The sequence below is a fragment of the Burkholderia sp. Ac-20349 genome (genome assembly GCF_017104865.1).
GTDB classification, from domain to species: domain Bacteria; phylum Pseudomonadota; class Gammaproteobacteria; order Burkholderiales; family Burkholderiaceae; genus Burkholderia; species Burkholderia aenigmatica.
On sequence record NZ_JAAGPM010000004.1, the window covers coordinates 57,724 to 83,701 of the forward strand.

A 25,978-nucleotide genomic window follows, 5' to 3' on the forward strand; every position below is an offset into this window, starting at 1 on the left:
ATCAATTGAGCGCCTGACCATCTCGGTGAATACGCTCGGCACCGGAGCCGAAGCGGCACTGCATCAATCCATCAAAAGGTGCGCCGAGGTCGCGATCACGCTTGGTATCCGGCTGCGTTGATTACCAGGCGGGCGACTCGATGGGGCCATGGGTGTTTGGCCAGCCATCAGTTCCCGGGGTTCGATTCAGCGCTCTGGCGTCGACTCTTCCGGCTCGAACCATTCAGGCCACGAGCTGCGGTGCCGGTTGCCCGCCTCGACGCAAGGAATCAATGTCTGCGCCAGTACCGGTAACTGATTGGCCGATTTGGCAATCCGGTATTTGACACTGTGCACGCGCTCCCGGTCGCCAAATTCGCAACGATTGAGCCGGGTCCCGCCACAGGGGCCGTTCGCCAGACCTTTGGGGCATGTCTCGGGGCATACGTAGAGGGTGTCATGCAAGCGGCAACTGCCGCAGGTATCGCAGCCGACCAGCGGCCGTTTGACCGTCCGCTCGACCGCATGTAGCGCATCAGCCGCCACGCCGATCTTCCATATCGGCCGCGTCACGCTCCAGCCAAATGCTTTGCTGAGCCATCCCGTGCCACCGAAGACCTGGCTATGTGCGGTAGAGAGCAGCGTGTGTCGCAGGCGCTCCCGGCGGGTGGCGGTGACATCGGATTGCCCCATTTCCCACGCATCGATTTCGGGAGCGAAGCATACCTCGGGCGCCCCAGGCATTTGCCAACTTGCCCGCCATCGTTCGTCCCACTCGGTCAGTGAGGTCACGCTGTCCCGTTGCTCGGTAATCGCCTGCTCCAGCGCAAGCAGTTCATCCAGCGTATGCACTCCGGACACATGCGCGCCGGCATAGCCCATCAGTTGCAGGCCCACGATCTGCAGGGCCAGACGCTCGAGGCTTCGTGCGCTGGCATAGGCCTGCGATACCTGCTGCTCCCTGCCCAACAACGCGCGCATGGATTCGGTGATGACGACGCCGGGCACGGTCTGCAGAGCGGCCGCGCGTTTGTCGGTCAGCCTCATCACACAGGCCAGCATGGGTTTCATGCGTACCTGAGCGCGCATCCAGGTCTGGGCTTCAACATGCTTGGCGGCGTCGAAACCGAGTTGCAGGGTAAAGAAATCAGCGCCAGCCAGAAGCTTTTTCTGCGCCTTCAGATACTGTGCGCCGCCTTCTTCTTCGCGGTATTTGAACGGGTTCAACGCGGCGCCCAACAGCCAGTCCGGGCATTGCTCGCGGGCAATCTGCAGCGCAGGTACCGACTCCAGATAGCGCACGGGTGCCTGCCCGGGATGGTGGCCTGGCAAGCGGTCACCACTGAGCAGCAACAATTGCTCGAGACCGCGGGCCTTCATCGACTCAATCTGGAGCAGCAAGTCTGCACGCTCCCGATCCTTGCCTGAAAAGTGCAGCAAGGATGCGGCCGGATTTCCCAATGCTCCGGCGCCTTCCAGGGGGCTCATGTCCGAGTGCAGGCCGACACGATCGGCGAAGGATGGCAGTAACGGCCAGCCTGCCAAGTGCCCGCGTTGCACGATCTGCTCGAACGCGGTCAAGCGAGAAGGGGACTGTTGAGGGACGACCTCTAGCACGCAGACGAAGCGTCCTTCGTTCAGCGCCTGTTTCAACGAACTCAAGACAGCGCGATACCTTGTAGATCAGAGGGGCGTCGTTGCCGCGGCCTCGTGGTGATAGCAGAGCAACGACTGCGAGGTTCGCCGGCAGCTGGCTGGCGGCATGAAAGAAGAGCAACTGCGCGGGGCGTCCGATGGGCATCCAGCAGTCAGCCTGCAACGGTTGGCGACAGCGTCGCGCCTTCATGCGCACACCAGGCAGAAGCCCGGCGCCACGGGTTCGCGCCGAGACAGGATAGCTTCGAGATGCCAGCATGTACAGGCCAGCTATTGCCATTTTGAGCAGTACACCGAGGGCCAGCGCCTGCGTAGTGGGGAACCAGCGCGATCAGCAACAGGAGACCGATCGACAGGCGCGATCCATTGAACCGACAAGCTCCCGACTGCGGGCCTGCATCCACCTCAGCGTGGGGGAACTCGCGGTATGTGCTCTGTCAGCGCTTTCCCAAAAGCCTGGCAAAAACAGTCACGATCAGCCAAAACCGAGACGCGGATCTCGCGAACACTTTGTCTTGGCGCCCGTTCCTATCAGGGAAATCCCGGTGCGTTGCGAGGTTATCAGACGAGATTAACTTATATCAAACTAATTTTGACGACGATTTATGTTCCTGATATGGTTTTTGCACTTGCAAAGCGCGACCCGGCTGCGTTGGTGCTCAGCGAAATGGTTCGCCCAGGTCGCCGGCGGCTGAATTGGACGCTCGATCAGTCTGCAATGGCGGCCGTTATTTCCAGATCGATTTGGGGAGCAGGTAGGGCGTGTTCTGGTTTCGTCACCGTCGCCCTCGCTTGCGGGTAATGCGCGAGCGTTGAGCGTCACGACGCAGTCCTTCTTCGACATGCCATCGGAGGAGCGTTTGGCCTGGCGCGGTAATCCGCTCGAGTTTTTTTGGGCTTCGCGGAGTCGGCACGTTTGTTCGCCCGGATCGCGAATACGGCGGAAGGACGGCAGTTCGAGTGGATCCTCGTATGCCTGCCCGCAGGCAAGACGTACTCGGAAGTCCCCCCAGGGGTGAGTTCCTTTGCGTGATCGCCGGCGAAGTGGCGCTGGAACTGAAAGGCAAGGTGTTTGTGCTGCATGCAGGAGACTCGGCACGTGATCAATCCACGGTGCCGTATAGCTGGAGCGACAACGGAGGCAAGGAAGCGGTTTTCGTCCAGGTAGGGGCGCCGCGACTGTTCTAATCGGGGGAGTGCCGGATGGGTGGACACGCAAGGCGCCTTCCCGCAGGAAATTGTGAGGATGACGAAATGATCGAATTGAATATGCCGATTTGTCGAATATGACGCCGGCCGTTGCAACTTGAGACGACGCGCAGGCCGTGCGCCGTCATCTGCATTCGAATACAACAAAACCCGTTTCAAACAATCCCGAAACCACTCCTGACAGTGAAATACAGATGAAAAACAAGAAATTCAACGTCAGCGTTATCGCTGTTGCCGCCTTCGCAGCGTCGTCGGCAGCAATGGCACAGTCGTCGATCACCCTGTATGGCATGCTCGATGCAGGTATCGGCTACACCTCGAACATCAATGGCCACAAGCGGTTCGGCCTCGATGGCGGTGCCTCAGGTTCGAACAAGTGGGGCCTCAGGGGGACGGAAGACCTCGGTGGCGGCCTCAAGGCGATATTCAAGATCGAAAACGGTTTCAACATTGGTACCGGTGGCATAGGCGGCCAGGGGCCGATTGGTTCCTCGCGTTCGTTGTTCAACCGCCAGGCTTACGTCTCCCTCGCTTCCGATCAGTACGGTACCGTGCGCCTGGGTCGCCAGCTCGACGCCGTGACGGAAATGGTGCAAGTCCTGACGGGCGACGCCATTTCGGCGTCGGCATTCTCGACCCCGGGCGACGTAGACAACAACGACAACACGACGAACCAGAACAGCGCCGTGAAGTACATTTCGCCGGTCTTCCACGGCTTCCAGGCGGAAGGCGCGTATTCGTTCGGCGGCGTGGCCGGTGCGATGGGTTCGGGTCAATCGTGGTCGGTGGCGGCGAACTACGCCCAAGGTGGCCTGACGGTCGCCGGCGGCTATTTCCATGCGGCGAACCAGGGTGAGAACGGGTGGATGAACGCAACGGCGCAGCCGAGTTTCGGCGGTGCGCTGGGCTATCCGAGCTCGGGTTACAACGGCGGCAATGCGTTCAAGAGCGCGGGCATCGCGCAAATCGCGACTCAATACCAGATTGGTCCGTACACGGCTGGGTTGCGCTACTCGAACGCCCAGTACCAGGGCAACGCTGGCCAGCCGTCGATCCACTTCAACGTGCTGGGTGCCCTCCTGCAGTACCAGGTCACCCCGGCGCTGGCGCTGGCGACCGGCTATACGTACGTCTACGGTTCCGCGGCTACGCCGAAGCTGGCTGCTGAAGGTCGCACGATGGCGTCGATCAACCAGGTGTCGCTGGGTGCAACGTACTCGCTGTCGAAGAGCACCGCGCTGTACGCGATGGGTGGCTACGTTCATGCCCAGGGCGCTCAGGCTTCAGTTGCCGACTTCGGCAACACCGCATCGGGCGGGAACCAGGTTCAGGTCAACATCGGTATGTACCACGGTTTCTGATCGCCGGCTCGGAAGTCCGGAGTAATGGATGCATTACTCCGGCAACGAGGGGTTCCGCCATGAGGCGGCAGGCATAAAACGAATCGAGCGACGCGCACGAATCCGTCCTGCATGCGTCGTCAATCGCGCGCTGGTTCGAATCGGCGAGCGTCAAGGCGTGCCGATCCACAGCAAGGTGGTCTCGGCTTGCGCGACGTTCTCGACGCTGTGCGGGGCCTTCGTCTTGTACTGCACGAAATCGCCCTCCCGTAGCGGAAATTCGTTGCCGTCCAGGGTCAGTTTGATCTCACCTTTCAGAACGTAGATCAGCTGTTCTGCCGACAATGGCGATTCGATGCATCGCGCTCCCGGCGGTGTTCGAATCAATACCGCTTCCATCTCACCGTGGCCACGATAGCCAGTCAGATGAGAAAAGCAGCTGGGTGATTCTGACGTGCTGAAAAACGTTCTTGATTCGGCATGCGAAATGGATAAATCGTTACCCGACGGGGTAAAAAAATAATCGATCGCAACGCCGAGGGCAGTAGCGATGCGGGTGAGCGCAGACAAAGATGGGGATGCGTGGCCTCGCTCGACTTGGGACATGTATCCCTTCGAGAGTCCTGACGCCGTGGCTACGTCTTCAAGCGCGTTGGGCGGTGTTGTCAGCGAGCGAGCACTGGGCGATGCACATCGGCAGTCGCTTGCTGGTCCTCGTCGCAAGCAGTGATCGAGGCTGGGCCCGTGCACCGTCCTTGACGGAACGAACGTGATTTCGCATCACGCTTTCGTTTCGATCTCCGTGATGAAAACATTCACTGCGATACGCGATCGAACGACTACTGAGTGCTGAAAGGGGCTGTTGAATGTCCCGGACTGCGCGGGATCGATTGATCGCAATTCGCCGATTTCGGCCTGCCGCATCGGCTCGAGGTTCGCTTTTTCCAGGCATGCGAAACTGACGACGATCGGCGGCAGTCTGCACGCCGTCGTGCCCATTGGTGTCGCTGCGAAGCATCGATGTATTGGAGCGTTCGCCAACGATCCCGATGAGCATTGTTCAGCGCAAATCACTTCAACAGAATGCGTACTCAAATGACTGTTCCCGACGAGGATGCGTGGAACGCATGGCATCCGGCCGAGCTTGCTCAACGATTGAATGCTGTCCATTTGCCCTGGTGTGTCGTCGGCGGGTGGGCGCTCGATCTTTGGCATGGCGCCCAGACGCGTGAACATGACGATCTGGAATTCACGATATTGCGAGAAGACTTTGGCACCTTCCGCCGCGTGTTCGATGATCTGGCGTTCTACACCGCGCATGCCGGAGTGGTGGAAAAGCTGCCGGAAAATCAGGATGCCCCATCGGGGATCATGCAATTCTGGGGATTCGACTGCGCGGCTGAAAGCTGGCGGATTGATATGATGATCGAGCCGGGCACGAATGAATGCTGGGCCTACAAGAGAGATCCGTCGTTCAAACGACCGCGCGCCGACATGGTGATGAAAACAGCCGACGGCATTCCCTTTCTGAATCCATCGGCCGTACTGCTGTTCAAGGCCCGGGATCGGCGCCCGAAAGATCAACAGGATTTCGACAGAGCATTACCGAAACTGCCAGCTGTCGAACGCGCGTGGTTGAAAGAGTGCCTCGACGTTCTCCACCCCGGCAACGAATGGGCGCAGGCGTTGTAACGTTGAATCGTTATCTTGGATGATGGATCGTAGTCACGTTGGCAGTGGGGCTTGACGCGGGTTCGTCCTGCGCCGTCGTCGGTCGATTACGGACTTCGGTGTTCCACCATGTCAGTCGCTGCGAAACAAGTTCGCTGAGTTGACGGTCACTGGACGACAGTGAACACTCCGCGTTACGTTCAAACCCGCCCCATCCATTGAATGTCCACGTCGAGGTCAATCCATGCAACTTCAAACCGGCAACCTGTTCACCGCCGAAGGCCAGCATGGCGACGACGAGCGAATCGACCTCCTCGTCACGGGGCAGCGTCTAAACGTAGAGCGGATCGTTTCGATGGGTCACACGAGCCCCGACGGCTTCTGGTATGACGACTCGCGCGCCGAATGGGTCGTACTGCTGTCGGGCGCAGCCGTGCTCGAATTCGAAGAAGGCCCGGCGCGCCATGAAATGCACCCAGGCGACTACGTGCTGATCGAGCCGCATTGCCGCCATCGCGTCGCGTGGACGCACGAAGAAACGCAAACCGTCTGGCTTGCGATTTATTACGAACGTTGAATCGGGAAATTTTGGGCGGCATGCAATCCGGCGCGCAGCATGCCACCGCGCGCCGAATGAGGCAAAGCTTCATCAACCCGGCGGTCTTTGAATACCGCCGGTATCGATGCCCAAATAGCAGGACGGCGCGCGAAGCTGCGCGCCGGTGTGCGTCGAGAATCTTATTCCTGGATCAGGAATCGATTGCGATTCTTCGCGTCCTTGATCCATGCAGGTGCGCGACCGCGGCCTGACCAGGTTGCGCCGGTCTTCGGGTCGCGATACTTTGCCTGCACGGGGGCGGCCGCTTGCTTGGCCGGACGACCACGACGCGCACCGAAAATGTCCTTTTCGGTAATGCCGTATTCCGCAACTTTGGTGCGGATGTCGTCGACGATCGCCTGGAATTCCGCGGCACGTGCAGCTTCGGCTTTCTCGGCCAAAGCATCCATTTGGGCTTTCAGTTCCTTGTAAGTCGCCATGATCGCTCTTCAGGTTGAGTACTCACATGATAGCGGTTTCAACGGGAAAATTTGTGGAAATTCTCACCGACTACGTGTTTTGTCATCGATTGGGCGAGCAAGACTGCTTCGAACACCTGAGAAGTGTGTCATGTTGACGAGCGCGTAGAGGATTACCCGGAAACTTTTATCGGAAACGACACGTCGTTTTGACCGTTCGAGGCGGTTTTTTTCTTGGAGACAAGCAGCATAGACTTAATGAGTCTTTACATTTTTCTGAAGTATCGGGGAATTCACTAATGAACAGAGACGATAAGCTGATACAGATCGCGGCCGAATTCGGATTCGATCCGGACGAGGAAATCAGGATTGGCGGAAAGTACACGCCCGTTCTGGTCGACGGGCGCACGGCCTACATTGCTGGCCAGATTCCGCGGATTGGCGACGTGGTGCATTTCGTGGGCGTGGTGGGGGAATCCGTTTCGCTCGACGAAGGGCGTCGGGCCGCCGGCGTATCGGCGCTGCGTGCGCTCTCGCTGATCAGAAAGCACTGCGGCACGCTCGACGCGATAGCGACGGTGCCGCGCATCACCGTGTATGTGCGAAGCGCGCCCGGCTTCACGATGCAAAGCGAAATTGCCGATGGCGCATCGGAAATTTTGTATGCGGTACTTGGCGACGCCGGTATTCATACGCGTACGTCGGTCGGCGTGCTGCAATTGCCCAAAGGTGCATCGGTTGAAGCGGATTTCATTTTCGGGCTGATGCACGGCGCTGTCGGTAGCTGACTTCCGCGGGCTGCATGTCGCGGATGCGTAGTTCCTCGAAGCACGCGGAAAGCCGATGCATTTGCATTGACGATGGCGCCTCGCGATGCCGAAAGAAAAAAACGGCTGCCGAAGGAATTCGAAACGATGCCCGATGAAGAGAAGCTCGCGAAGCTTCAGGCGCTGTTCGATGCCTGAGACATGAATGCGCGCGGCGGATTGGGCAAGTGGGCCGCGCTGGCGTTCGACTCGTGTCCAGACGATCTCGCGAGCTGGCTCACTGAGTGGAGCGCGTACGTTGTCGCGACCTGCGAATGCGGCACACGGCGCTGCACGTTCGCGCCCGTAGGGGTTGCGCATATCGCTGTGCACCGCGCCCAGGCACGCAGTCGATCCGCGCTTCCTGCCTGCGCGGCGGCAGTGCGGCGGCTATACGCCTTTCAAGTCGTCAGCCGATCGCGAATTTGTCACGGTCCGGCAACCGCATGCCTGCCGGATTATTCCCGATTCCCGCAATTTCAAGAAACCACCACCCCGCCAATATCAACCGGCATCCCCATTTTGGGAGATGCCATCACCCGACGATAAGCCTACGATTGACCGCAGGGCATCGGGACCGGATGTCATCAGAACAAATGGACAGGCCGGCCATTCCGTGTCGAAATCAATCAATGCCCACACGGTTTACTGACACAGCTTCTGCGTACGATGACGTTCGACGTGTGCGGTGAGTCATTTGCATCGCAACACGATGGCGCGTTGATGACGGAAAGCCTGCAGTCGTATTTCGGGGAATTTCAATCAATATGCTGGCACGAGACTATGCAGAGCGAGAGCTCTCTCACATCCAGAGAATGGTTGCTCTCCTGGACAGCGAAACGTACGCCGACGACGTGTCGATGTCGGGCGCGGGGCGTGTACGGCATCCGAGCTACTGGCGCGGACGCATCGAGGAACTGCTGTCGGCGCCCGATGTGCCGCGCCACGTCAGAAAGCTGAGCGAAGCGGTGCTCGCGAAGATCGACGCGATGGAAATGCGGTTCGCGACGATGAAGTAAGCACATCGTCGGATCCGGCGCCGGCACGCGCGCTGTCGCGCCGTCGCTTCATCGACCGGATGGCCGGTCGCTGATCCGGGTTACGCGAGCGCCATCACGTCAAGCAGGGCCGCACGGAACGCGACCATCTCCGCAGCGGTGCCGATGGACACGCGAAGATACGCCGGCGGGCCCGACTCGCGAATCAGGACGCCGTGGCGCAGGAGTCCGCTCCAGATCCGGTGCCGATCCGCAAACTCGCCGAACATCACGAAGTTGGCATCGGAATCGACCACCGTGAGGCCCAGGCCACGCAGCCAGCCGACGGTCGAGTCGCGCTCGGCCTTGATCGCGTCGACCTGCGACAACATCTCGTCACGCGCGACCAGCGCCGCGCAGGCTGCCGCCTGGGTGAAGGCCGACAGGTGATAGGGCAATCGAACCAGCTTCAGCGCTTCGACGATCGCAGGCGCACACGCGCAATACCCGACGCGGCCGCCCGCGAACTTGAACGCCTTGCTCAACGTACGGGTAACGACGAGCCGCGGATGGTTCGGCAGCAGCGTCGCCGCGCTGGGGACGCCGTGACGCCGGAACTCCGCATAGGCTTCGTCGACGACGACCACGCCCGGCACGACGTCCAGTATCGCGCGGATATCGTCGAGCGGCAGCGCGGTGCCGGTCGGGTTGTTCGGCGACGTCAGTAGCACCACGCTCGGCTGGTGCTCGCGGATACTGTTGAGCGCCTGATCCAGATCCAGCGCGAAATCCTCGGTGCGCGGCAACCTATGCAGGCGCGTGAAAGTCGTGCGGCAGTATTCGTCATACATGGGATACGCGGGCGTAAAGACCAGCGCCGATCGCCCCGGGCCACCGAATGCCTGCAGGATCTGCTGGATCACTTCATTCGAGCCGTTGGCCGCCCAGACGCGCGATGCGTCGACCGTCACGCCGGTGTCGTGCGTCAGATACTCGGCCAGATGCGATCGCAGTTCGACGAAGTCGCGATCGGGATAGCGGTTCGCCGCGCGCGCCGCGTCGGCCACCGCGGTCGCGATGCGCTCGACGAGCGCTGGCGACGGCGGATACGGATTCTCGTTGACGTTCAGGCACACCGGCACATCGAGCTGCGGCGCACCGTATGCGTGCTGCAACTTGAGATCCTCGCGAAGCGGCAAATCTGACAGGGCAACGGCTTTCCAGGGTGGTTGCATTGAAAACACTCCGTACGGTATCGATTGATTGGCGCAGCAGGTTTTTAAGGCCGCAGAAAACAAAAAAGGCGCCGGAGGCGCCTTGGTTGTCGTCCTGATCGGGCATTTACCCGATGCAATTGCTAGATGCGAAACGAGCCACGGCGCAACAGAGGGCGTCCGTGGTGATGGTGCAGCGAGATCGTGGTGTTTCGAATCGTCATGCGCCGCATCATGGCATACCCTGATCCGGATGAAAAGCAGGCGGCACCGCGCGCGCCCGATGCAATTGCGTGGTGAAAGGCGGAAAAACGGCCATTACGTCTGACGATAAACGGTAACAAACGTGGTATTTCGATCAAACGCGAACGAGTGATTCAAACGTTGGCGCCGATTGACTAAGATGCGCAGAAGAAAGACGTTCGACAAAAACGCACGGCGCGGGGTGGCCAGATGCCAATGAACGGATTGATTCCATCGGCATGGATCGATGACGTCTACGCTGCGGCACTGGGCGATCAGCGATGGGAAACGGTGCTGGACGGGCTGCGATCGTGGGTCGGCGTGCGCATGGTCACGCTGCTGTCGTTCGACGACGCGGCGAGGGTGCCGGCGATCGAGCAGGCTGCGGGCGACGACGCGTCGTGGGTCGCCGCGTGTTACCACACCTACAACACTGAGTTCTATCGGTACGACCCGGTCGTGCCGGTCGCCGGCAACTGGCCGGCGGGGCGCTGGTTCGAGGACGTCAAGCACCTGCCTGCGCAGCAGCGCGCGCACAGCGCGTTCTATCAGGAATTCCTTCACCCTTACGGGCTCGGCAGCATCTCGGGCCTGTACATCCATCGCAGCGAGGGTTCCGGCGCATTCCTCAGCGTCCAGAGCGGCCCCGAATCGCTAGGCCTTTCCGACGATCAGCGCCGTGCGATCGAAGGCATGGGAACGCATATCAGCCGCGCGCTGCAGATCCAGGCGCGGATCGGCGAGCTCGAGGCGCGCGTGGCTGCCGCCGAATCGGCGCTCGATGCGATTCCGGTGCCGGTGTTCCTGCTCGGCGCACAGCGCGAACTGCGCTATACGAATCGCGCGGCCGATCAACTGATCGCGGCGGAGCCGGCGCTGCGGGTCGTGAACGGGCGCTTCGCGCCGGAAGGCTGCATCGACGATGCGCAATGGCGGCACGCTCACGCGCGCGGCGGGCTGTTGTTGCGGCGCGCGACAGGCGAGCCGCTGCCGCTGGCGCTGATGCCGGTGCCCGAGCAATCGCGGCTGATGCGCGAGCGGCCGGGCGTCGCGACGCTGATGACGGCCGCCGACCTGCGTTCGCCGTCGGCCCGCGCGCAGCGGTTGCGCGTGTTCTACGGGCTGTCGTCGGCCGAGGCCGATCTCGCCGTGCTGCTGTGCTGCGACGGGCTGTCGCCGCAGGAATGCGCCGGGTTGCGCGGCGTGTCGATCGGCACGATCCGCTCGCAGATCAAGTCGATCTACGCGAAGACGGCCGTGGCGCGCGCGTCGCAACTGACGTCGCTGGTCATGCAGACGTGACGGCGCGAGGCAGGCGTGGGCGCCTGCCGCTGCCCGGATTCCCTGTCGTCCCTTCCTGGTAGCGCCGCACGCAGCGGGGCATGGCCGGCATGTGCTCATGGCATCGCGCCTATGTGTTGGCTTCGATGTCGGTCATCCTATGACTATGGCAAGCGAAGCGAAAGATTGCTTACCGGCACAGGTAGAAGCAGCCGCGCTGCCGTCCGGCTTGAATGCGAACCCGTTTCCGGAAAACGTTTCGCGCAAATTCATCTAAACAGAGAACACGATTCCCTGAAATTGGCTGAAAGCCCTTCATGTTAGGCATTCTACGGGTATGCACCAAGTGAGTTAAACGATTAACCGACGTACATTCGCGTCAACACGTCATACGACGTATGACTCTGCGATCAGCGACTACGGCGCCGAAGCATGCGCATGCCGGCGGATCGCCGCGCCACAACGAGCACAACCATCAAGGAGACTGACGATGAAGCACCGATTCACCCGCTCCCGTATCGCCCTGGCCGTCGCGCTGATGGCCGGCTTCGCGATGTCCGCCCAGGCGCGCGTGTTCCGCTCGGCGGACGTGCACGGCGACAACTTCCCGACCAACATGGCCGTGAAGTTCATGGGCGACGAGTTGTCGAAGCAGACGGGCGGCAAGGATTCGATCAAGGTGTTCGGCAACAGCGCGCTCGGCTCCGAGAAGGACACGGTCGACCAAGTGCGGATCGGCGCGATCGACATGGCGCGCGTGAACGGCGCATCGTTCAACGAGATCGTGCCGGAGTCGCTGATTCCGTCGTTCCCGTTCCTGTTCCGCGACATCGATCATTTCCGCAAGGCGATGTACGGCCCGGCCGGCCAGAAGATCCTCGATGCGTTCACCGCGAAGGGGATGATCGCGCTGACGTTCTACGAGAGCGGCGCACGCTCGATCTACGCGAAGCGCCCGGTGCGCTCGCCGGCCGACATGAAGGGGCTGAAGGTGCGCGTGCAACCGTCCGACCTGATGGTCGACGAGATCAAGGCGATGGGCGGCACGCCGACGCCGATGCCGTTCGCCGAGGTGTACACGGGCCTGAAGACGGGCCTCGTCGACGCGGCTGAAAACAACATGCCGTCGTACGAGGAAACGAAGCACTACGAAGTGGCGCCCGATTACTCGGAGACGCAGCATGCGATGACGCCGGAAGTGCTGGTGTTCTCGAAGAAGATCTGGGACACGCTGTCGCCGCAGGAGCAGACGGCGATCAGGAAGGCCGCGGCCGATTCGGTGCCGTATTACCAGAAGCTGTGGACCGCGCGCGAGGCGTCTGCGCAGCAGACGGTGGCGAAGGGCGGCGCGAAGATCCTGCCGGCCGCGCAGATCGATCGCGCGGCGTTCGTGAAGGCGATGCAGCCGCTGTGGACCAAATATGAAAAGACGCCACAGATGAAGCAGATCGTCGACGAGATCGAGGCCACCAAGTGACACGTCACACTTCCCTGGACGGTGCGTCGGCTGCGGGTTCGCCAGGCGGCGCCCCGGAAGGCACGGCGACGGCGCGGCCGCATGCCGCGCCGCTGCTGCGCTGCGTGAACGACGTGCTGTTCCGCGTGCTGGCGGTGATCGCGTCGGCGTGCCTCGCGGTGCTGACGGTGCTGGTGTTCTACGCGGTCGTGATGCGCTACGTGTTCGAGAACGCGCCGGATTTCGTCGAGCCGATCGCGCTGCTGCTCGTGATCGTGATCGCGATGTTCGGTGCGGCGATGAAGGTGCGTGACGGCGGCCATATCGGCCTCGATTCGCTCGTGCGCCGGCTGCCGCCGAAATCGCGCACGGTGGTGATCGCGATCCAGCACCTGAGCCTGATCGCGTTCGCGATCATGATCATGGTCGGCTGCGGCAGCATGGCCGCCGAAACGATGGGCGACCGCATTCCGATCATCGGGCTGCCCGAAGGCGTGCGCTACCTGATCGCGATGCCCGCGGCGATCGCGATCATCCTCTTCTCGCTCGAGCACCTGCTCGCGCTTCGTCGTTCTTCGCCGGGACAATAACGCCATGGAACTCGCGATCCTGTCCGTCAGTTTTCTGATTTTCCTCGTGCTCGGCGTGCCCGTGTCGTTCGCGCTCGGGATAGCCTGCGTGCTGACCTATATGGTCGAAGGCTTGCCGATCGCGACCGCGATGCAGGCCATGATCTCGGGGATGAACGCGTTCTCGTTCCTCGCGGTGCCGTTCTTCATCTTCTCCGGCGAACTGATGCTGCATGGCGGCATCGCGGACCGGATCCTGCGCTTCGCGCAGGCGACCGTCGGCCACTTCCGCGGCGGCCTCGGGATGGCGAACGTCGTTGCCTGTACGCTGTTCGGCGGCGTGTCGGGCTCGCCGACCGCCGATACGTCGGCGATGGGCGGCGTGGTGATTCCGCTGATGAAGCGCGAAGGCTACAGCGCCGCGTACGCGGTCAACGTGACGACGCATGCGTCGCTCGCCGGCGCGCTGATGCCGACGTCGACCAACATGATCATCTATGCGTTCGCCGCGCAGGGCATCACCGGCATGCTGCACGGCCAGCCGGTGAGCGGCGTGTCGATCGGCGACCTGCTGTTCTCGGGGCTGCTGCCGGTGTTGTGGGTGATGGGCTTCGTGCTCGCCGCCGCGTACTGGCAGGCCGTGCGTCACGGCTATCCGCGCCGGGAAGACGGTTCGTCCGCGCTGCCCGCGTTTCCCGGCTGGTATGCGGTGCTGCGCAGCTTCGTCGGTGCGGTGCCCGGCCTGATGGTGATCGCGATCATCCTCGTGTGCGTCGCGAAGGGGATTGCGACCGCGACTGAAGCGGCCGCGATCGCCGTCGTGTACTCGCTCGTGCTGACCGCGGTCGTCTACCGCACGCTGACGGCCGCGAAGCTGCGCCGCGCGCTGTCGCATGCGGCGCGCACGACGGGCGTCGTGCTGCTGCTGATCGCGGTGTCCAACATGCTGCGCTTCCAGATGTCGTACCTGGAGATTCCGGATGCGATCGAAGGGCTGCTGAAGCAGTCGACCGCCGCGCCGTGGCTGATGCTGCTGTACATCAACATCATCCAGGTGTTCCTCGGCACGTTCGTCGACATGGCCGCGCACATCCTGATCACGACGCCGCTGTTCCTGCCGATCGCGATGGCGTGCGGCGTCGGGCCGGTGCAGTTCGGGATCATGCTGCTGCTGAACTGCTCGCTCGGCCTCGTGCACCCGCCGATCGGCTCGGTGCAGTTCGTCGGCTGCGCGATCGGCAACGTGTCGATCGGCGAGACCACGAAGATGGCGTGGCCGTACTATCTCGCGATCTTCAGTGCGATCAACATCGTCACGTACCTGCCGTTCTTCTCGACCTGGCTGCCGAGCATCATCAGCGGGCACGCGGTGTTCTGATTCTCCGATCGCGTGCTTTCATCGACGCGGCGCCGGACGACCGAGGTTGTCCGGCGCCGCGGTCGTTTCTGCGGTGCCCATTACGTTGCCATGACGCTCGACCGTGCCACGGACTAGCCGCCGCACGTCGCGCTACGCGCGTTCGCCGAGTGCGGCGAGCTTGCGATCGCGGCCGCGTGCGTCGCGGGATTCCCCGCGCATCAGGCTCAGCGCCTCCGCGCGGCTCGCCACGCACGGCGCGGAGCCGGGCAGCGGCTGGCGTGCCGTCTCGCGCAGCGCGAGCACCGACACGATGCCGATGAACGATGCGCCCATCAGGTAGTACGCGGGCATCATCAGGTCGCCGGTGCGATCGACCAGCCACGCGGTGACGAGCGGTGTCGTGCCGCCGAACAGCGACACCGATACGTTGAAGCCGATCGCAAGCGCACCATAGCGGATCCGCGTGGGGAACAGCGCCGGCAGCGCCGACGGCATCACGCCGGTGAACGTCGACAGCAGCACGCCGTAGATCAGCATCCCGCCGAACACGGGCAGCATGCCGCCCGTGCGGATCAGCATCAGCGCCGGCACCGCCAGCACGAGCAGGCCCACGCAGCCGGCCATCATCACCGGCTTGCGGCCGACCTTGTCCGACAGGTGGCCGGCATAGAGCGTCATCGGCATCATCAGCACCATCACGAGCAGTACCATGAACAGGCCGTGCGACTCGCGGAAATGCAGCGTCGCCGACAGGTAGCTCGGCAGGTACGACAGCGCCATGTAGTCGGTCACGTTGAAGATCAGCACGAGGCCGACGCATTGCAGCAGCGGCTTCCATTGCTCGACGAGCAGCGTCGCGAAGCGTTGCTTCGGCCGCCCGCGTTCGTCCGCTTCGCGTGCTTCGGCTTCCTTCTTGAATGCGGGTGTTTCCTCGAGTTTCAGCCGGATATAGAGGCCCACCAGGCCGAGCGGGCCGGCGATGAAGAACGGCACGCGCCAGCCCCACGACAGCAGCGCTTCCTGCGACAGCGACGCGGTGAGCAGTGCGACGGTGGCCGCGCCGAGCGTATAGCCGATCAGCGTGCCGAATTCGAGGAAGCTGCCCATGAAGCCGCGACGCTTGTCGGTCGAGAATTCGGCGATGAAGGTGGCCGCGCCGCCATATTCGCCGCCGGTCGAGAAGCCCTGCACCAGACGCGCGACGAGCAGCAGCACGGGGGCCATGATGCCGATCGACGCGTAGCTGGGGATCAGGCCGATCGCAAAGGTGCCGACGGCCATCATGATCATCGTGGCGGCGAGCACGCGCTGGCGGCCGATGCGGTCGCCGAGCGGGCCGAACACCATGCCGCCGAGCGGGCGCACGAGGAACGCGGCCGCGAACGTGCCGAAGGTTGCGAGCAGCTGCGCGGACGGGCTGCTCGACGGGAAGAACACCTTGCCGAGCGTGACGGCGATGTAGCTGTAGACGCCGAAGTCGAACCATTCCATCGCGTTGCCGAACGCCATTGCGCCGACCGCGCGCTTGAGGACGGCGGGGTCGACGATCGTGATGTCTTCCAGCTTGACGGTCTTGCGCGAAGATCGGGCTCTCGCGGGGTGCGCTTGCGACGGGCTCAATGAACTCTCCTGGAATTGCCTTGGCCGCCGGCCGGGCGGGTGTGCAGTGGAGTCGTGCGGGCCGATGGACAGCGAAGGCGGATGTCTCGGGGCGCCTCGATGTCGGTGAAGTGACGCGCGCTGCGGGCGACACCGGGCAGGTTTGTTGTGGGAACCAGTTTAGAGAAACGGGCGCGCCCGACTATCGGTCATGCGCCCGGAACCCGGTTGTAAACGACACCGGGTGGGGGCGCGTCGGTTGGGCTGAAGCGGCCGCAGGCGAGCGGGCAATGAAATACTGTGCCGCACCGGCTTCCGCTTGCGTCCGTCAGGCAGGGCAGGGCAGGGCGCGAGGCACGCACGGATGCCGTGGCGTACCGATCCGTGGCCCGCGTTCACGAGTGGGTGTTGCGTTCCTGCTGATCCTGTTCCTGCGATTCGAACAGCGCCTTGAAATTGCCTTCGCCGAACCCGTCCGCGCCGCGCCGCTCGATGATCTCGAAGAACACGGGGCCGATCTGGCGCCGCGTGAAGCGCTGGAGCAGGATGTGCTCCGGTCCGTTCCCGTCGGCGAGAATGCCGCGCGCGGCCAGCTTTTCCACGTCGAGGCCGTGTCCGGGCAGTCGCGCGTCGATGCCGGCGTAGTAGTGAGGCGAAGGCGGGGCCATGAACGCGATGCCGGCCGCGGCGAGGCGGTCGAGCGTCGCGTCGATATCGGCGCTCAGCAGCGCGATATGCTGGATGCCTTCTCCGCCGTAGTCGCGAATGAACTCGTCATTCTGGTTCAACACGCCGGGCCGGTCGTGCGCGGCGGCCGCGACCGGAATCGACACGCGTCCGCACGGGCTGACCATCGAGCGCGCACGCATGCCGGACTCACGCCCCTTCACTTCAAGATATTGCCGTTCGTCGAAGCCGAAGGTGTCGCGGTAAAAATCGGCCCAGCGGTCGAGATGCTGCGGGTGAACGATGTTCGACGTGTGATCGATGGCAACGATGCGCGCGTCGCTTGCCGGTGCGCGATGCGGTTCGACCGGCACGCTGAATACGTCGCGAATATCGGTATCGACGAAGTACACGAGGCTGTCGCCGATCCCCAGCATGGTCGGCGTATCGACGACGAATGCGCCTTCGGTTTCAGGCATCGCGACGCGCGCGCCACCTGCCAGTGCCTGCGCCTGCGCACGGTGCGCGTCGTCGACGCGAATGGCGATCGCCCGGACCGACGCGCCATGTCGATCCCGGAACGCGTTCGGATGGCCGTTCACGACGAAAGTGGCTGCGCCCTGCGTCATCAGGATCATGTCGTGTTGCGACCGTCCGGCGACACGAAAGCCGAAGCGTTCGAACAGGTCGACCAGCTCGGTGGGCGCCGATGAAACGAATTCGACGAACGCGAATCCGTCGGTTTTGACTGGGTGATTCATATCGAACTCCTGATTATATCGAGTGCGAAAGCGGCCTCATGCGTTGCGGGTCGCTGCGACGATCTTGACCTCGACGATGAATTCAGGGCGTGCAAGCGCGGCGACGCCGAGGATCGTCCAGGCGGGAAAGTCGGCGCGCATGTATTGGGCCTTCACCGTGCGAAAGTCGGCAAGGTGCGCGCCGATATCGACGTGATAGGACACCAGTTCGACGACATCCGAGAAATCCAGGCCGAGATGCGCGAGGATCGCTTCGACGCGCCGGAACGCCGCGTCGATCTGCTCGACGGGCGACGCCGGGATCGAACCGTCGGCGCGCAGGCCGACCTGCCCGGCGATGAACACGAGGCCGTTGGCGGTGACTGCCGGCGAATACTGAAACAGGTCGAAGATGCGATTGCCGCCGAACGCCGGATCGTCTTCGGGGAGGCGCAGCCGTTCGATGCCGTTCATGACTTCTCCTTCACGAGGTAGGGCGTCCTCCAGCGGACACCCGATGCGCGGACTTTACCGGCGCCCCGAAGGGAAGTCTGTATAGGCGTTTACAAATCAGCCGAGCAGCCGGGACGCATCCGTCACCCAGATGCGCCGCTGCCGGATCTCGATCGCACCGAGGTCGACGAGCCGTTTCAACGCGCGAGTGACGGTCACGCGCGTAGCGCCCGTCATCGCCGCGATCTGCTCGTGCGTGAGCGGGATCGTGATCAGCGTGCGGCCGTCGTGCGGTTCGCCATAGAGATCCGACAGCCTGCCGAGCAGTTCGCCGATGCGCATGTCCGGTTTGGGGAGGGCCAGGTACTGGATGCGCGAGGCCAGGATGCGCTGCTTGAGCGCGATCACGCGCAGCAGCGCCATCGCGAGCTCGGGCGACGACGGTATCGCGTCCTCGATCGCGCGGATGTCGAATTCGAGCAACTCGGAATCCTCGACCGTGATCGCCGTGGCGATCCGCGGGTGGCCGTCGACTGCCGGGCTCTCGCCGAACATCGACCAGCGCCCCATGACTTCGAGAATGAATTCGGCACCGTCGCGCTGGAAGATCGAAACCTGTACGCGGCCCGACAGCAGGAAGTAGAACGTGGCGCCCGGCTCACCCTGCCGGTAGATCGTGGCGCCCTTGTCATACTTTTTGCGGCGACCGAGGTGGGCCGCGCCGATCCAGGTGGCGGCCGTGGCGTCGTCCATGCGCCATGTTTCGGTCGTGAGCGGGTGATGTGATTTCATGCAGGTGTCCGGGTGGTGCAGGCGATGGCGTCTGCGCCGCTCATCGTACGCCCGGGCGAGTCGCCGGAGAAGCAGGCACGGTGCGAATCGCGACTCGACCTTTGCAAGCCTGGCGCCGTTGCCCGACGCGACGCAGCGCACCGCAGTGTCCAATGGCCGATATCCCGTTTGCCGCGACAAGAAAACGTCATCGGTCGGCAGCATGCTTCGACTGCCCGGGCAGCGCTTCGCCCAGTTTCTCCAGCAGGAAATCGGCAAACACCGTGACCGCGGGCGCCAGGGGCGGGCGGCTCGTATAGACGAGTTGCAGCCCGAGATCGCTGCTCGACCGTCGATAGGCAGGCAGCACGCGCACCAGCTTGCCTTGCTCGATGGCCGGTTCGGCGAGCAACTGCGGCAGCAGCGCGACCCCGAGCCCGGCGATGCAGGCCTGTACCACCACGCGCATGTCGTTGACCGAGAAGCGGCTGTCGATCGAGATTTCCTGGGTGCCGCGCGGCCCCTGCAGGCGCCACATGCTGCGGCCCTGACGGCCGGACACCGTCAGGCAGTCGTGGTCGGCCAGTTCGCGCGGCGTGCGCGGCGCGCCGCGCCGTTCCAGGTAGGCGGGGCTGGCCGCGAGGATCATCGTGCCCGGGGCAATCCGGCGCACGCGAAAGCTGCCGCCGGTCTCGATCCCCATGCGCAGGGCCAGGTCGATGCGCTCGCCGATCAGGTCGGACGGCGTGTCGTCGAGCAGGAAGTCGATGCTGATCTGCGGGTAGCGCGCATAGAACTCGGCCAGCCATTCCAGCCGGAAAATTTCGAACAGGCCGGCCATCGCCGTCACGCGCACGGTGCCGGACGGTTCCTGCTCGTCCGCATGCAGCCGCCCGATCTCGAAGATCCGGTCGAGCGCCGGCGCATAGCGCTCGAACAGCGCTTGCCCTTCCGTGCTCGGCGCGAGCTTGCGGGTCGAGCGATGCAGCAGGCGCGTGCCGAGTTGCCCTTCGAGCTGGTCGATGCGCCGGCTCAGCGTATTGGCCGGCATGCGCAGGCGGCGCGCGGCCTCCGAGAAGCTGCCGGCGCGCACGACCTGGACGAACAGCGAGAGATCATTCAGATCGAGCATCGGATTCCTCCAAAAATGGATTAATCAAATCCTATTTATCCGTCTAGTGTAAAGCAGCGTCCATCTCCATACTGCTCTCACGCTACAGACGAACCTTTACGTTCCAGGGAGAAAGCGTTGAAGAAGCATTTGATGATTGCAGCGGGCGCGCTGGCAGCGGTGCTGTCGTGTTCGGCCTTCGCCGAAAGCGCCACCTACCAGTTCGACCCGAATCACACGTACCCGAGCTTCGAAGCCGACCACATGGGCGGCCTGTCGGTGTGGCGCGGCAAGTTCGACAAGTCGAGCGGCACCGTGACGCTCGACCGCGCGGCGAAGACGGGCACGGTCGACGTGACGACCGACATCGCGTCGATCCACACCGGCAGCGCGAAGCTCGACGAGCACCTGCAGACGGCCGAGTTTTTCGACGTCGCGAAGTTTCCGCAGGCGAACTACAAGGGCACGATCAAGTTCGACGGCGACAAGCCGGTGTCGGTGGTCGGCAACCTGACGCTGCATGGCGTCACGAAGCCGGTGACGCTGAAGATCGATGCGTTCAAGTGCATGCCGCACCCGATGCTCAAGCGTGAAGTGTGCGGCGTCGACGCGGTCGGCGAATTCGACCGCAGCGATTTCGGCCTCGACTACGGCAAGCAGTACGGCTTCAGGATGAAGACGAAGCTGCTGATCACGGCCGAAGCGCTCAAACAGTAATCCCGTTCGGAGAACACCCACATGAAACTGCTCCATATCGATTCCAGCATCCTCGGCCAAGGCTCCGTCAGCCGCGAACTGTCGGCGGAGGCCGTCGCGACCTTCCGCGCCCGCGATCCGGGCCTCACGGTGACGCGTCTCGACCTCGCCGCCACGCCGATCGGTCATCTGACGGCAGAACACCTGGCCGCCGCGCAAGGCGCCCCGATAGGCGATGCATTGAAGGCGGACGTCGAGATCGGCCAGCGCGCGCTCGACGACTTTCTCGCGGCGGACATCGTGGTGATCGGCGCGCCGATGTACAACTTCGGCATTGCGTCGCAACTGAAGGCGTGGATCGACCGTATCTCGGTCGCCGGCACGACGTTTCGTTACGGCGAGAACGGGCCGGTCGGGTTGTGCGGCGGCAAGAAGCTGGTCGTCGCGTCGTCGCGCGGCGGCGTGTACAGCGAAGGTTCGCCTGCCGCCGCGTTCGATCATCAGGAAACCTATCTGAAAGCGGCGTTTGGTTTCCTGGGCATCACGGACATCACGTTCATCCGTGCGGAAGGCGTCGCGATGGGGCAGGACCTGCGCAGCGGTGCGATCGCATCGGCGAAGGAAGCGGCGGCTGCGCTCGCGGCCTGACGTCACCTAACCGAAACCGACCACCGGAGAACCCCCATGTCACATGCCACGCAGCCCGCCGATGTCGCCGTCGCCGGCCGTCACGTCATCTTCCGCACCCGCGGCCGCGCGCACGGGCCCATCGTGCGGATGGTGAGCCCGTCCGACGTCGGCGAGATGATCAAGCCGTTCGTTTTTCTCGATCTGGTGGATACGCAAGCGTCGCTCGGGTCGGGCTTCGGCTGGCATCCGCACTCGGGGATCGCCACGCTCACGCTCGTGATCGACGGCCAGGGCACCTTTGCCGAATCCACCGGCCACGAAGGCGCGATCGTGGCCGGCGACATCGAATGGATGAGCGCCGGGCGCGGGGTCTGGCATACCGGCACCGTCGTGCCGCCGGTCAAAGTGTTCCAGCTGTGGGTCGCGTTGCCGCCGGAGCGCGAGCTGGCGCCGGCCTTCAGCCAGCATCTGTCGATCGCCGACATCCCGTCGGACGGCCCGGCGCGCGTGCTGCTCGGCCGCAGCGGCGATGCGGTCAGCCCGATCGATGCGCCGCCGGGCATCCACTACGTCGTCGTGCAGCTCCGGGCCGGCGAGCGCTGGACCTGCCGGCCGCAGCCGGGCTACAGCGTCGGCTGGACCGCCGTGATGGACGGCAGCCTGCGCGTACCGGATCCGGTCGCCCAGGGCGAGCTGGTGGTCTTCGACGCGTCCGACGCCGCGATCGAATTCGAGGCGGTCACCGATGTGCGCTTCGTGGTCGGCACGGCCGTCCCGCATCCGCACGATCTGCATCTGGGCAACTATTCGGTGCACACGAGTGCCGCCGCGCTGGTGGAGGGCGAGCGTGAGATCGTGCGCATCGGCCGCGAACTGCGCGCGAAGGGCGCGTTGCGTTGATTCGTCGGTAAGGTATCCGATCGATATGAAACGGATGGACCGACGTAGTCAGGCCGGCCCGGCTGCGTCCATCTCGGCGTCGAACGACGTATCGGCGATGCGCGCGCGTTGCAGCGCGCCGGCCCGTTTCCCGATCGCGGTCAGATCCAGTGCATCGAGGCGCTCGCGCACGTCCTGCACGAAGGCCGCGTAGTCCGGCTCGTCCGCATACTGGCCGAGCCAATCCTCGATATCGGTGAGCTGCCCGTTGTCGGCCAGCCGGATCAGTTCGGCGAGCGCGTCGTCGGGCGGGCCCTGCATCGGGGGCGCGGCACGGTTCGGTTCGGCATCGTGGTCCGGATGAAGCCGCCGGACGAGCTCCGGCGCCGGTACGAGCGCGTGCCCGACGGCCGGTGCGACGATCGCGAACGAGAACGCCGTGCCGGCGCCCGGCTGGCTGGCGACGGCCAGCTCGCCCCCCATCGCGCCGACGATGCGCTGCGCGATGAACAGGCCGAGCCCGGTGCCGCCGTTCACGGCCTGCACCTGCTGGTACGCGCGGAAGATGTCGCGGGTCCCGCTGATGTCGATCCCGATACCCGTATCGGCCACCTCGAACAACAGGCGCCATGTGTCGCCTTCGCGAGACGCATGAATCGACAGCGTGACCGTGCCGTCGCGCGTGAATTTCGACGCATTGGACAACAGATTGAGCAGCACCTGCTGCAGCCGCATGCCGTCGATCGACACCGTGCGCGGCAGCGGCGTGGCCGGCCGGTAGACGAACCGGTTGTCCTGCTGCGCGCACAGCGCGAGCGCATAGTGACCGATGTCGTCGAGCAGGCCGGGCAGGTCGGTCGCGTCCGGCGCCACGCCGAGCGGCTGCAGCTCGGCCTTCGTGAACGCGAGCAGTTCGTCGATCAGTGCGAGCTGGTAGCGGATGCTGCGATCGATCGACCGGATCAGCTGCGCCTGGCCGCGCGTCGCGCTTTGCAGCAGCAGCTTCGCGTAGCCGTTGATCGTGGACAGCGGCGCGCGCAGGTCGTGGCTGACGTAACCGAGTGTCTCGATCTTCTGCTGCATGTGGGTCGTCACCTGTTGCAGCGCGTCGTTGAGCGCGACCGTGCGTCGTGCGACTTCGTCGCGCAGGCGGTCCTGTTCGGTGATCTGCCAGTGTTCGAGCCGCGTCCTCGCCTCGGTGCGCTGGCGGCCCACGTGGTGGATCCACGCGGCCAGCACCAGCAGGTGCGTGGCGAGACCGATGATCGCGATGACGGGGTTCGGGTAGATGTCGGATTTCAGCCAGGACAGCGCCGGCGGCAGCGTGTTCATGCCGTCGAGCACGCGGATCAGCATGTTGAAGGTGGCGAACCCGATGGCGATCAGCATCACGCGGCCGGTCGGCGTCCGGCGGATCGCGAGCATCAGCGCGAGGCTGATGTTGACGATCCCGAGTACCGCATTCAGCCGCAGGCAGAACCACGTGAACGTCAGCAGGTCGCCGCTCGCGGCGCCGACCATGCCGACACATTCGAGCGCGAGGAAGGCCATGTAGATCGCGCGCATCGGTAGCCTGGCCTGCTCGCGCCGGGCGACCATCAGGATGAAGACGATGAAGCAGGCGACCGCCAGGTACGCGAAAATCACTTCGCCGCGCGCCGACCATTCATGCAGCGCGGGCGGCAACGCCATCGCCGGATAGCCGCGGTAAGCCGCTTCGAACAGCGTCGTGCCCAGCGCCAACGCGGCCAGCACATGGAACATGCCGCTGCGCGAAAAGAACCCGATCAGCAGCGCACACCACACGAGCGCGAGCAGCCCGCCGAAGAAGCCGAAATCCCACATCGTCGCGCGACGTTCCTGCGCATCCCATGCCGCATGCGTGAACGCGGCCGGCGCGAGCCGCATTTCCTTGCGTGACGTGACGCGGATCAGCACGGGAATGCTTTCGCCGGCGCGCAGCGTGATGTCGAGTACCGGGTAGCGCGACGACGGCGGGGGGGCATCACCGCCGGTGCCGGCGGCCGGGAAACGGCTGTCGAGTGTCCACCGGCCGTGCTGGCCGATATAGAAGTCGGCCTGGTCGACACGCGCGTCGCGAATCGCCAGCACCAGCGCGCGCGTGGCGCTGTCGCGGTTGGTCAGCGTTGCGCGGATCCACCATGCCGATCGCGAGAACTCGACGTTGAACGACGACGTGCTGGCCAACGGCGTGCCATGGCCCGGATCGGCGAGCCGGGCGGCGACCTGGTCGGCGGACATCGTCGTGCTCGCGTCCTCGAATACCGACACGGCATCCAGTTGTGCGGGGTTCGGTGCCGACGCGGCGCGCGCCGTCGCGCAGGTGACGGCCATCGCGATCAGAAGCAGCAGCACCGCGCGACATCCGGCTGCCCATGCCGCGTGGCGCCTACGCATCGTGACGGTGCTCCGCGGGCGTGGCGGGCGCATTGGCCGCGTGGTGCTGGCGCCGCCAGTCGGACGGCGTGATGCCGAAGCGTTCGCGAAAGGCCGTCGCGAAATTGCCGGGCGTGGAAAAGCCGATTTCCTCGGCGATGTCGCCGATCCCCATCGACGTCTCCGCGAGGAAATGCATCGCGGCGCGCAGGCGCGTGTCGCGCAGATATTCGAACACGGTCTGGCCGAGATGGTCGCGGAACACACGGGACAGGCGCTTTTCGTGCGTCCCGACCTGTCTGGCGAGATCCTCGAGCGCCGGCGGACGCCGCAGGTCGCGCAGCAGGACCTCGGTCGCCGCGCGCACGAGGGCTGCATCCGGGTGGTCGGGCAACGCGGGCAGATGCGCGAACGGCTGGCTGCGCCGTGCCCGCTTCAGGTGATTGCGGATCCGGGCCAGCACTTCCGTTGGCTCGAACGGCTTGACGATGTAGTCGATTGCGCCCGTTTCGAGCCCCGCGAGGCGATCCTCGAGATCGCCCGCGGCAGTCAGGATGATGATCGGGATCGATTGCGTCGAAGGCGTCGACGCCAGCAGCCGGCACGCGGCGAAGCCGTCCATGCGCGGCATGCGGACATCCATCAGGATCAGGTCGGGCGCGATCGCCTGGGCGCGGTGATAGGCCTGCAGGCCGTCGAACGCAACGCTGATCCGGCACCGCGCGGTACGCAGGATCTCGGTCAGGAGCCGCAGGTCGTTCGGGCGATCGTCGACGACAAGAATATGTGCGTCAGCGAGATCCGGCGTGGCACGAGGCAACACCGAACTGGGCGAGCGGGATGACATGGTTGCGGACGCGTTGGAAGGGTGGCCGGTCAGGTTGGGAACATCGCTGTCTGCGCGATTGTGGCGAAAAATTATATGTCGACGGCAGCGCCGACTGTGAGGATTCCGTGTGGCCCGAGAGGGCTTGCGCGACGCGGTGTGGCTTGGTTGTCGTCGTGCCGTCTGGCCGGAAGAAACGGAGGTGGAAAAACATACCGAACTGAATGTTGATAATCGGTCCTTGTTTGAGGGTTAATTGCCCTGAATTCGAATTGTTCCGATCGATGAACCAGTTCGTCATGCGTCGGAAAATCGATGTCATCAAGGTAAACCAGATGGGGAACTCGTAGCGTGCCTGATTGCTGTTTTTTGCCAGGGGCTGGTCGGAATTCTGTTCGTCCGGTAATCGGCTTTCGCGCCAAAGTGTATGGA

Annotated in this window: 24 protein-coding genes and 1 pseudogene; 13 read left to right on the forward strand and 12 right to left on the reverse strand. The window is 63.7% G+C overall.

Annotation, left to right across the window (positions count from 1 at the left end; genetic code table 11):
* Positions 1-186 precede the first annotated feature (186 nt).
* Complete coding sequence (locus tag G3N61_RS02720) at positions 187-1,641, reverse strand: methylenetetrahydrofolate reductase C-terminal domain-containing protein (RefSeq protein ID WP_241017527.1); 1,455 nt, start codon at positions 1,639-1,641, stop codon at positions 187-189.
* Positions 1,642-2,302: 661 nt separating this feature from the next.
* On the opposite strand from G3N61_RS02720, the pseudogene G3N61_RS02725 reads away from it, so the two are divergent.
* Together G3N61_RS02725 and G3N61_RS02730 are read left to right on the forward strand one after the other, a co-directional pair.
* A pseudogene (locus G3N61_RS02725) lies at positions 2,303-2,823 on the forward strand (cupin domain-containing protein).
* Positions 2,824-3,038: 215 nt separating this feature from the next.
* Positions 3,039-4,205, forward strand: coding sequence for a porin (locus G3N61_RS02730; RefSeq protein ID WP_043184291.1), 1,167 nt, complete (start codon positions 3,039-3,041; stop codon positions 4,203-4,205).
* A 150-nt stretch (positions 4,206-4,355) separates the two neighbouring features.
* Here the strand turns inward: G3N61_RS02730 and G3N61_RS02735 are convergent, their stop codons facing one another.
* Entirely contained in the window at positions 4,356-4,934 is a 579-nt protein-coding gene (locus G3N61_RS02735) for an XRE family transcriptional regulator (protein WP_346778538.1), read from the reverse strand.
* Positions 4,935-4,964: 30 nt separating this feature from the next.
* Positions 4,965-5,183, reverse strand: a complete 219-nt coding sequence (locus G3N61_RS02740; protein ID WP_205821430.1) for a hypothetical protein — start codon at positions 5,181-5,183, stop codon at positions 4,965-4,967.
* Positions 5,184-5,279: 96 nt separating this feature from the next.
* On the opposite strand from G3N61_RS02740, the gene G3N61_RS02745 reads away from it, so the two are divergent.
* Together G3N61_RS02745 and G3N61_RS02750 are read left to right on the forward strand one after the other, a co-directional pair.
* Positions 5,280-5,876, forward strand: a complete 597-nt coding sequence (locus tag G3N61_RS02745; protein WP_205821431.1) for a hypothetical protein — start codon at positions 5,280-5,282, stop codon at positions 5,874-5,876.
* 223 nt (positions 5,877-6,099) lie between these two features.
* Positions 6,100-6,432, forward strand: coding sequence for a cupin domain-containing protein (locus G3N61_RS02750; RefSeq protein ID WP_089452673.1), 333 nt, complete (start codon positions 6,100-6,102; stop codon positions 6,430-6,432).
* 161 nt (positions 6,433-6,593) lie between these two features.
* On the opposite strand, the gene G3N61_RS02755 is transcribed toward G3N61_RS02750, so the two are convergent.
* Positions 6,594-6,893, reverse strand: a complete 300-nt coding sequence (locus tag G3N61_RS02755; protein ID WP_043184296.1) for an H-NS histone family protein — start codon at positions 6,891-6,893, stop codon at positions 6,594-6,596.
* 278 nt (positions 6,894-7,171) lie between these two features.
* Here G3N61_RS02755 and G3N61_RS02760 point away from each other — a divergent pair, with 278 nt between their 5' ends.
* Both G3N61_RS02760 and G3N61_RS02765 read left to right on the forward strand, forming a co-directional pair.
* Complete coding sequence (locus tag G3N61_RS02760) at positions 7,172-7,660, forward strand: RidA family protein (RefSeq protein WP_205821432.1); 489 nt, start codon at positions 7,172-7,174, stop codon at positions 7,658-7,660.
* 785 nt (positions 7,661-8,445) lie between these two features.
* Positions 8,446-8,697: a hypothetical protein gene (locus G3N61_RS02765; RefSeq protein WP_043184298.1), complete on the forward strand. Its 252-nt coding sequence runs from the start codon at positions 8,446-8,448 to the stop codon at positions 8,695-8,697.
* Between the two features lie 80 nt (positions 8,698-8,777).
* On the opposite strand, the gene G3N61_RS02770 is transcribed toward G3N61_RS02765, so the two are convergent.
* The gene (locus G3N61_RS02770; protein WP_205821433.1) at positions 8,778-9,890 is read right to left on the reverse strand and encodes a histidinol-phosphate transaminase; all 1,113 of its coding nucleotides are present in this window, start codon (positions 9,888-9,890) and stop codon (positions 8,778-8,780) included.
* A gap of 438 nt (positions 9,891-10,328) precedes the next feature.
* On the opposite strand from G3N61_RS02770, the gene G3N61_RS02775 reads away from it, so the two are divergent.
* The 4 genes from G3N61_RS02775 to G3N61_RS02790 all read left to right on the forward strand — a co-directional run bounded on the left by G3N61_RS02775 (position 10,329) and on the right by G3N61_RS02790 (position 14,796).
* Positions 10,329-11,414: a helix-turn-helix transcriptional regulator gene (locus G3N61_RS02775; RefSeq protein ID WP_230624397.1), complete on the forward strand. Its 1,086-nt coding sequence runs from the start codon at positions 10,329-10,331 to the stop codon at positions 11,412-11,414.
* Between the two features lie 469 nt (positions 11,415-11,883).
* Positions 11,884-12,870 carry a TRAP transporter substrate-binding protein gene (locus G3N61_RS02780; protein ID WP_205821435.1) on the forward strand — a complete coding sequence of 329 codons (987 nt, stop codon included), beginning with the start codon at positions 11,884-11,886 and terminating at the stop codon, positions 12,868-12,870.
* Complete coding sequence (locus G3N61_RS02785; protein ID WP_205821437.1) at positions 12,867-13,439, forward strand: TRAP transporter small permease; 573 nt, start codon at positions 12,867-12,869, stop codon at positions 13,437-13,439. Before G3N61_RS02780 ends, G3N61_RS02785 begins: the two co-directional genes overlap by 4 nt.
* A 4-nt stretch (positions 13,440-13,443) precedes the next feature.
* Positions 13,444-14,796, forward strand: coding sequence for a TRAP transporter large permease (locus G3N61_RS02790; RefSeq protein WP_043184307.1), 1,353 nt, complete (start codon positions 13,444-13,446; stop codon positions 14,794-14,796).
* Positions 14,797-14,928: 132 nt separating this feature from the next.
* Here the strand turns inward: G3N61_RS02790 and proP are convergent, their stop codons facing one another.
* From proP to G3N61_RS02815, 5 genes are all read right to left on the reverse strand, one after another.
* Entirely contained in the window at positions 14,929-16,398 is a 1,470-nt protein-coding gene (proP, locus tag G3N61_RS02795) for a glycine betaine/L-proline transporter ProP (protein ID WP_205821439.1), read from the reverse strand.
* A 374-nt stretch (positions 16,399-16,772) separates the two neighbouring features.
* Positions 16,773-17,804 carry a VOC family protein gene (locus G3N61_RS02800; RefSeq protein WP_205821442.1) on the reverse strand — a complete coding sequence of 344 codons (1,032 nt, stop codon included), beginning with the start codon at positions 17,802-17,804 and terminating at the stop codon, positions 16,773-16,775.
* Between the two features lie 36 nt (positions 17,805-17,840).
* Positions 17,841-18,257, reverse strand: a complete 417-nt coding sequence (locus G3N61_RS02805) for a RidA family protein (RefSeq protein ID WP_205821444.1) — start codon at positions 18,255-18,257, stop codon at positions 17,841-17,843.
* Positions 18,258-18,353: 96 nt separating this feature from the next.
* Positions 18,354-19,028 carry a Crp/Fnr family transcriptional regulator gene (locus G3N61_RS02810; protein ID WP_205821446.1) on the reverse strand — a complete coding sequence of 225 codons (675 nt, stop codon included), beginning with the start codon at positions 19,026-19,028 and terminating at the stop codon, positions 18,354-18,356.
* A 187-nt stretch (positions 19,029-19,215) separates the two neighbouring features.
* A complete protein-coding gene (locus G3N61_RS02815; RefSeq protein ID WP_205821447.1) occupies positions 19,216-20,139 on the reverse strand; it encodes a LysR family transcriptional regulator in 924 nt (307 codons plus the stop codon).
* Between the two features lie 117 nt (positions 20,140-20,256).
* Here G3N61_RS02815 and G3N61_RS02820 point away from each other — a divergent pair, with 117 nt between their 5' ends.
* From G3N61_RS02820 to G3N61_RS02830, 3 genes are read left to right on the forward strand one after another with little or no spacing between them, the layout of a single operon-like run.
* Positions 20,257-20,835, forward strand: coding sequence for a YceI family protein (locus G3N61_RS02820; protein ID WP_205821448.1), 579 nt, complete (start codon positions 20,257-20,259; stop codon positions 20,833-20,835).
* Between the two features lie 21 nt (positions 20,836-20,856).
* A complete protein-coding gene (locus tag G3N61_RS02825) occupies positions 20,857-21,462 on the forward strand; it encodes an FMN-dependent NADH-azoreductase (RefSeq protein ID WP_089452685.1) in 606 nt (201 codons plus the stop codon).
* A 36-nt stretch (positions 21,463-21,498) separates the two neighbouring features.
* Positions 21,499-22,344 carry a pirin family protein gene (locus tag G3N61_RS02830; protein WP_205821449.1) on the forward strand — a complete coding sequence of 282 codons (846 nt, stop codon included), beginning with the start codon at positions 21,499-21,501 and terminating at the stop codon, positions 22,342-22,344.
* A 48-nt stretch (positions 22,345-22,392) separates the two neighbouring features.
* On the opposite strand, the gene G3N61_RS02835 is transcribed toward G3N61_RS02830, so the two are convergent.
* Both G3N61_RS02835 and G3N61_RS02840 read right to left on the reverse strand, forming a co-directional pair.
* Positions 22,393-24,741: a sensor histidine kinase gene (locus G3N61_RS02835; protein ID WP_205821450.1), complete on the reverse strand. Its 2,349-nt coding sequence runs from the start codon at positions 24,739-24,741 to the stop codon at positions 22,393-22,395.
* Positions 24,734-25,567 carry a response regulator gene (locus G3N61_RS02840; protein ID WP_205821451.1) on the reverse strand — a complete coding sequence of 278 codons (834 nt, stop codon included), beginning with the start codon at positions 25,565-25,567 and terminating at the stop codon, positions 24,734-24,736. The genes G3N61_RS02835 and G3N61_RS02840 overlap by 8 nt, the downstream gene beginning before the upstream one ends.
* Positions 25,568-25,978: the final 411 nt, after the last annotated feature.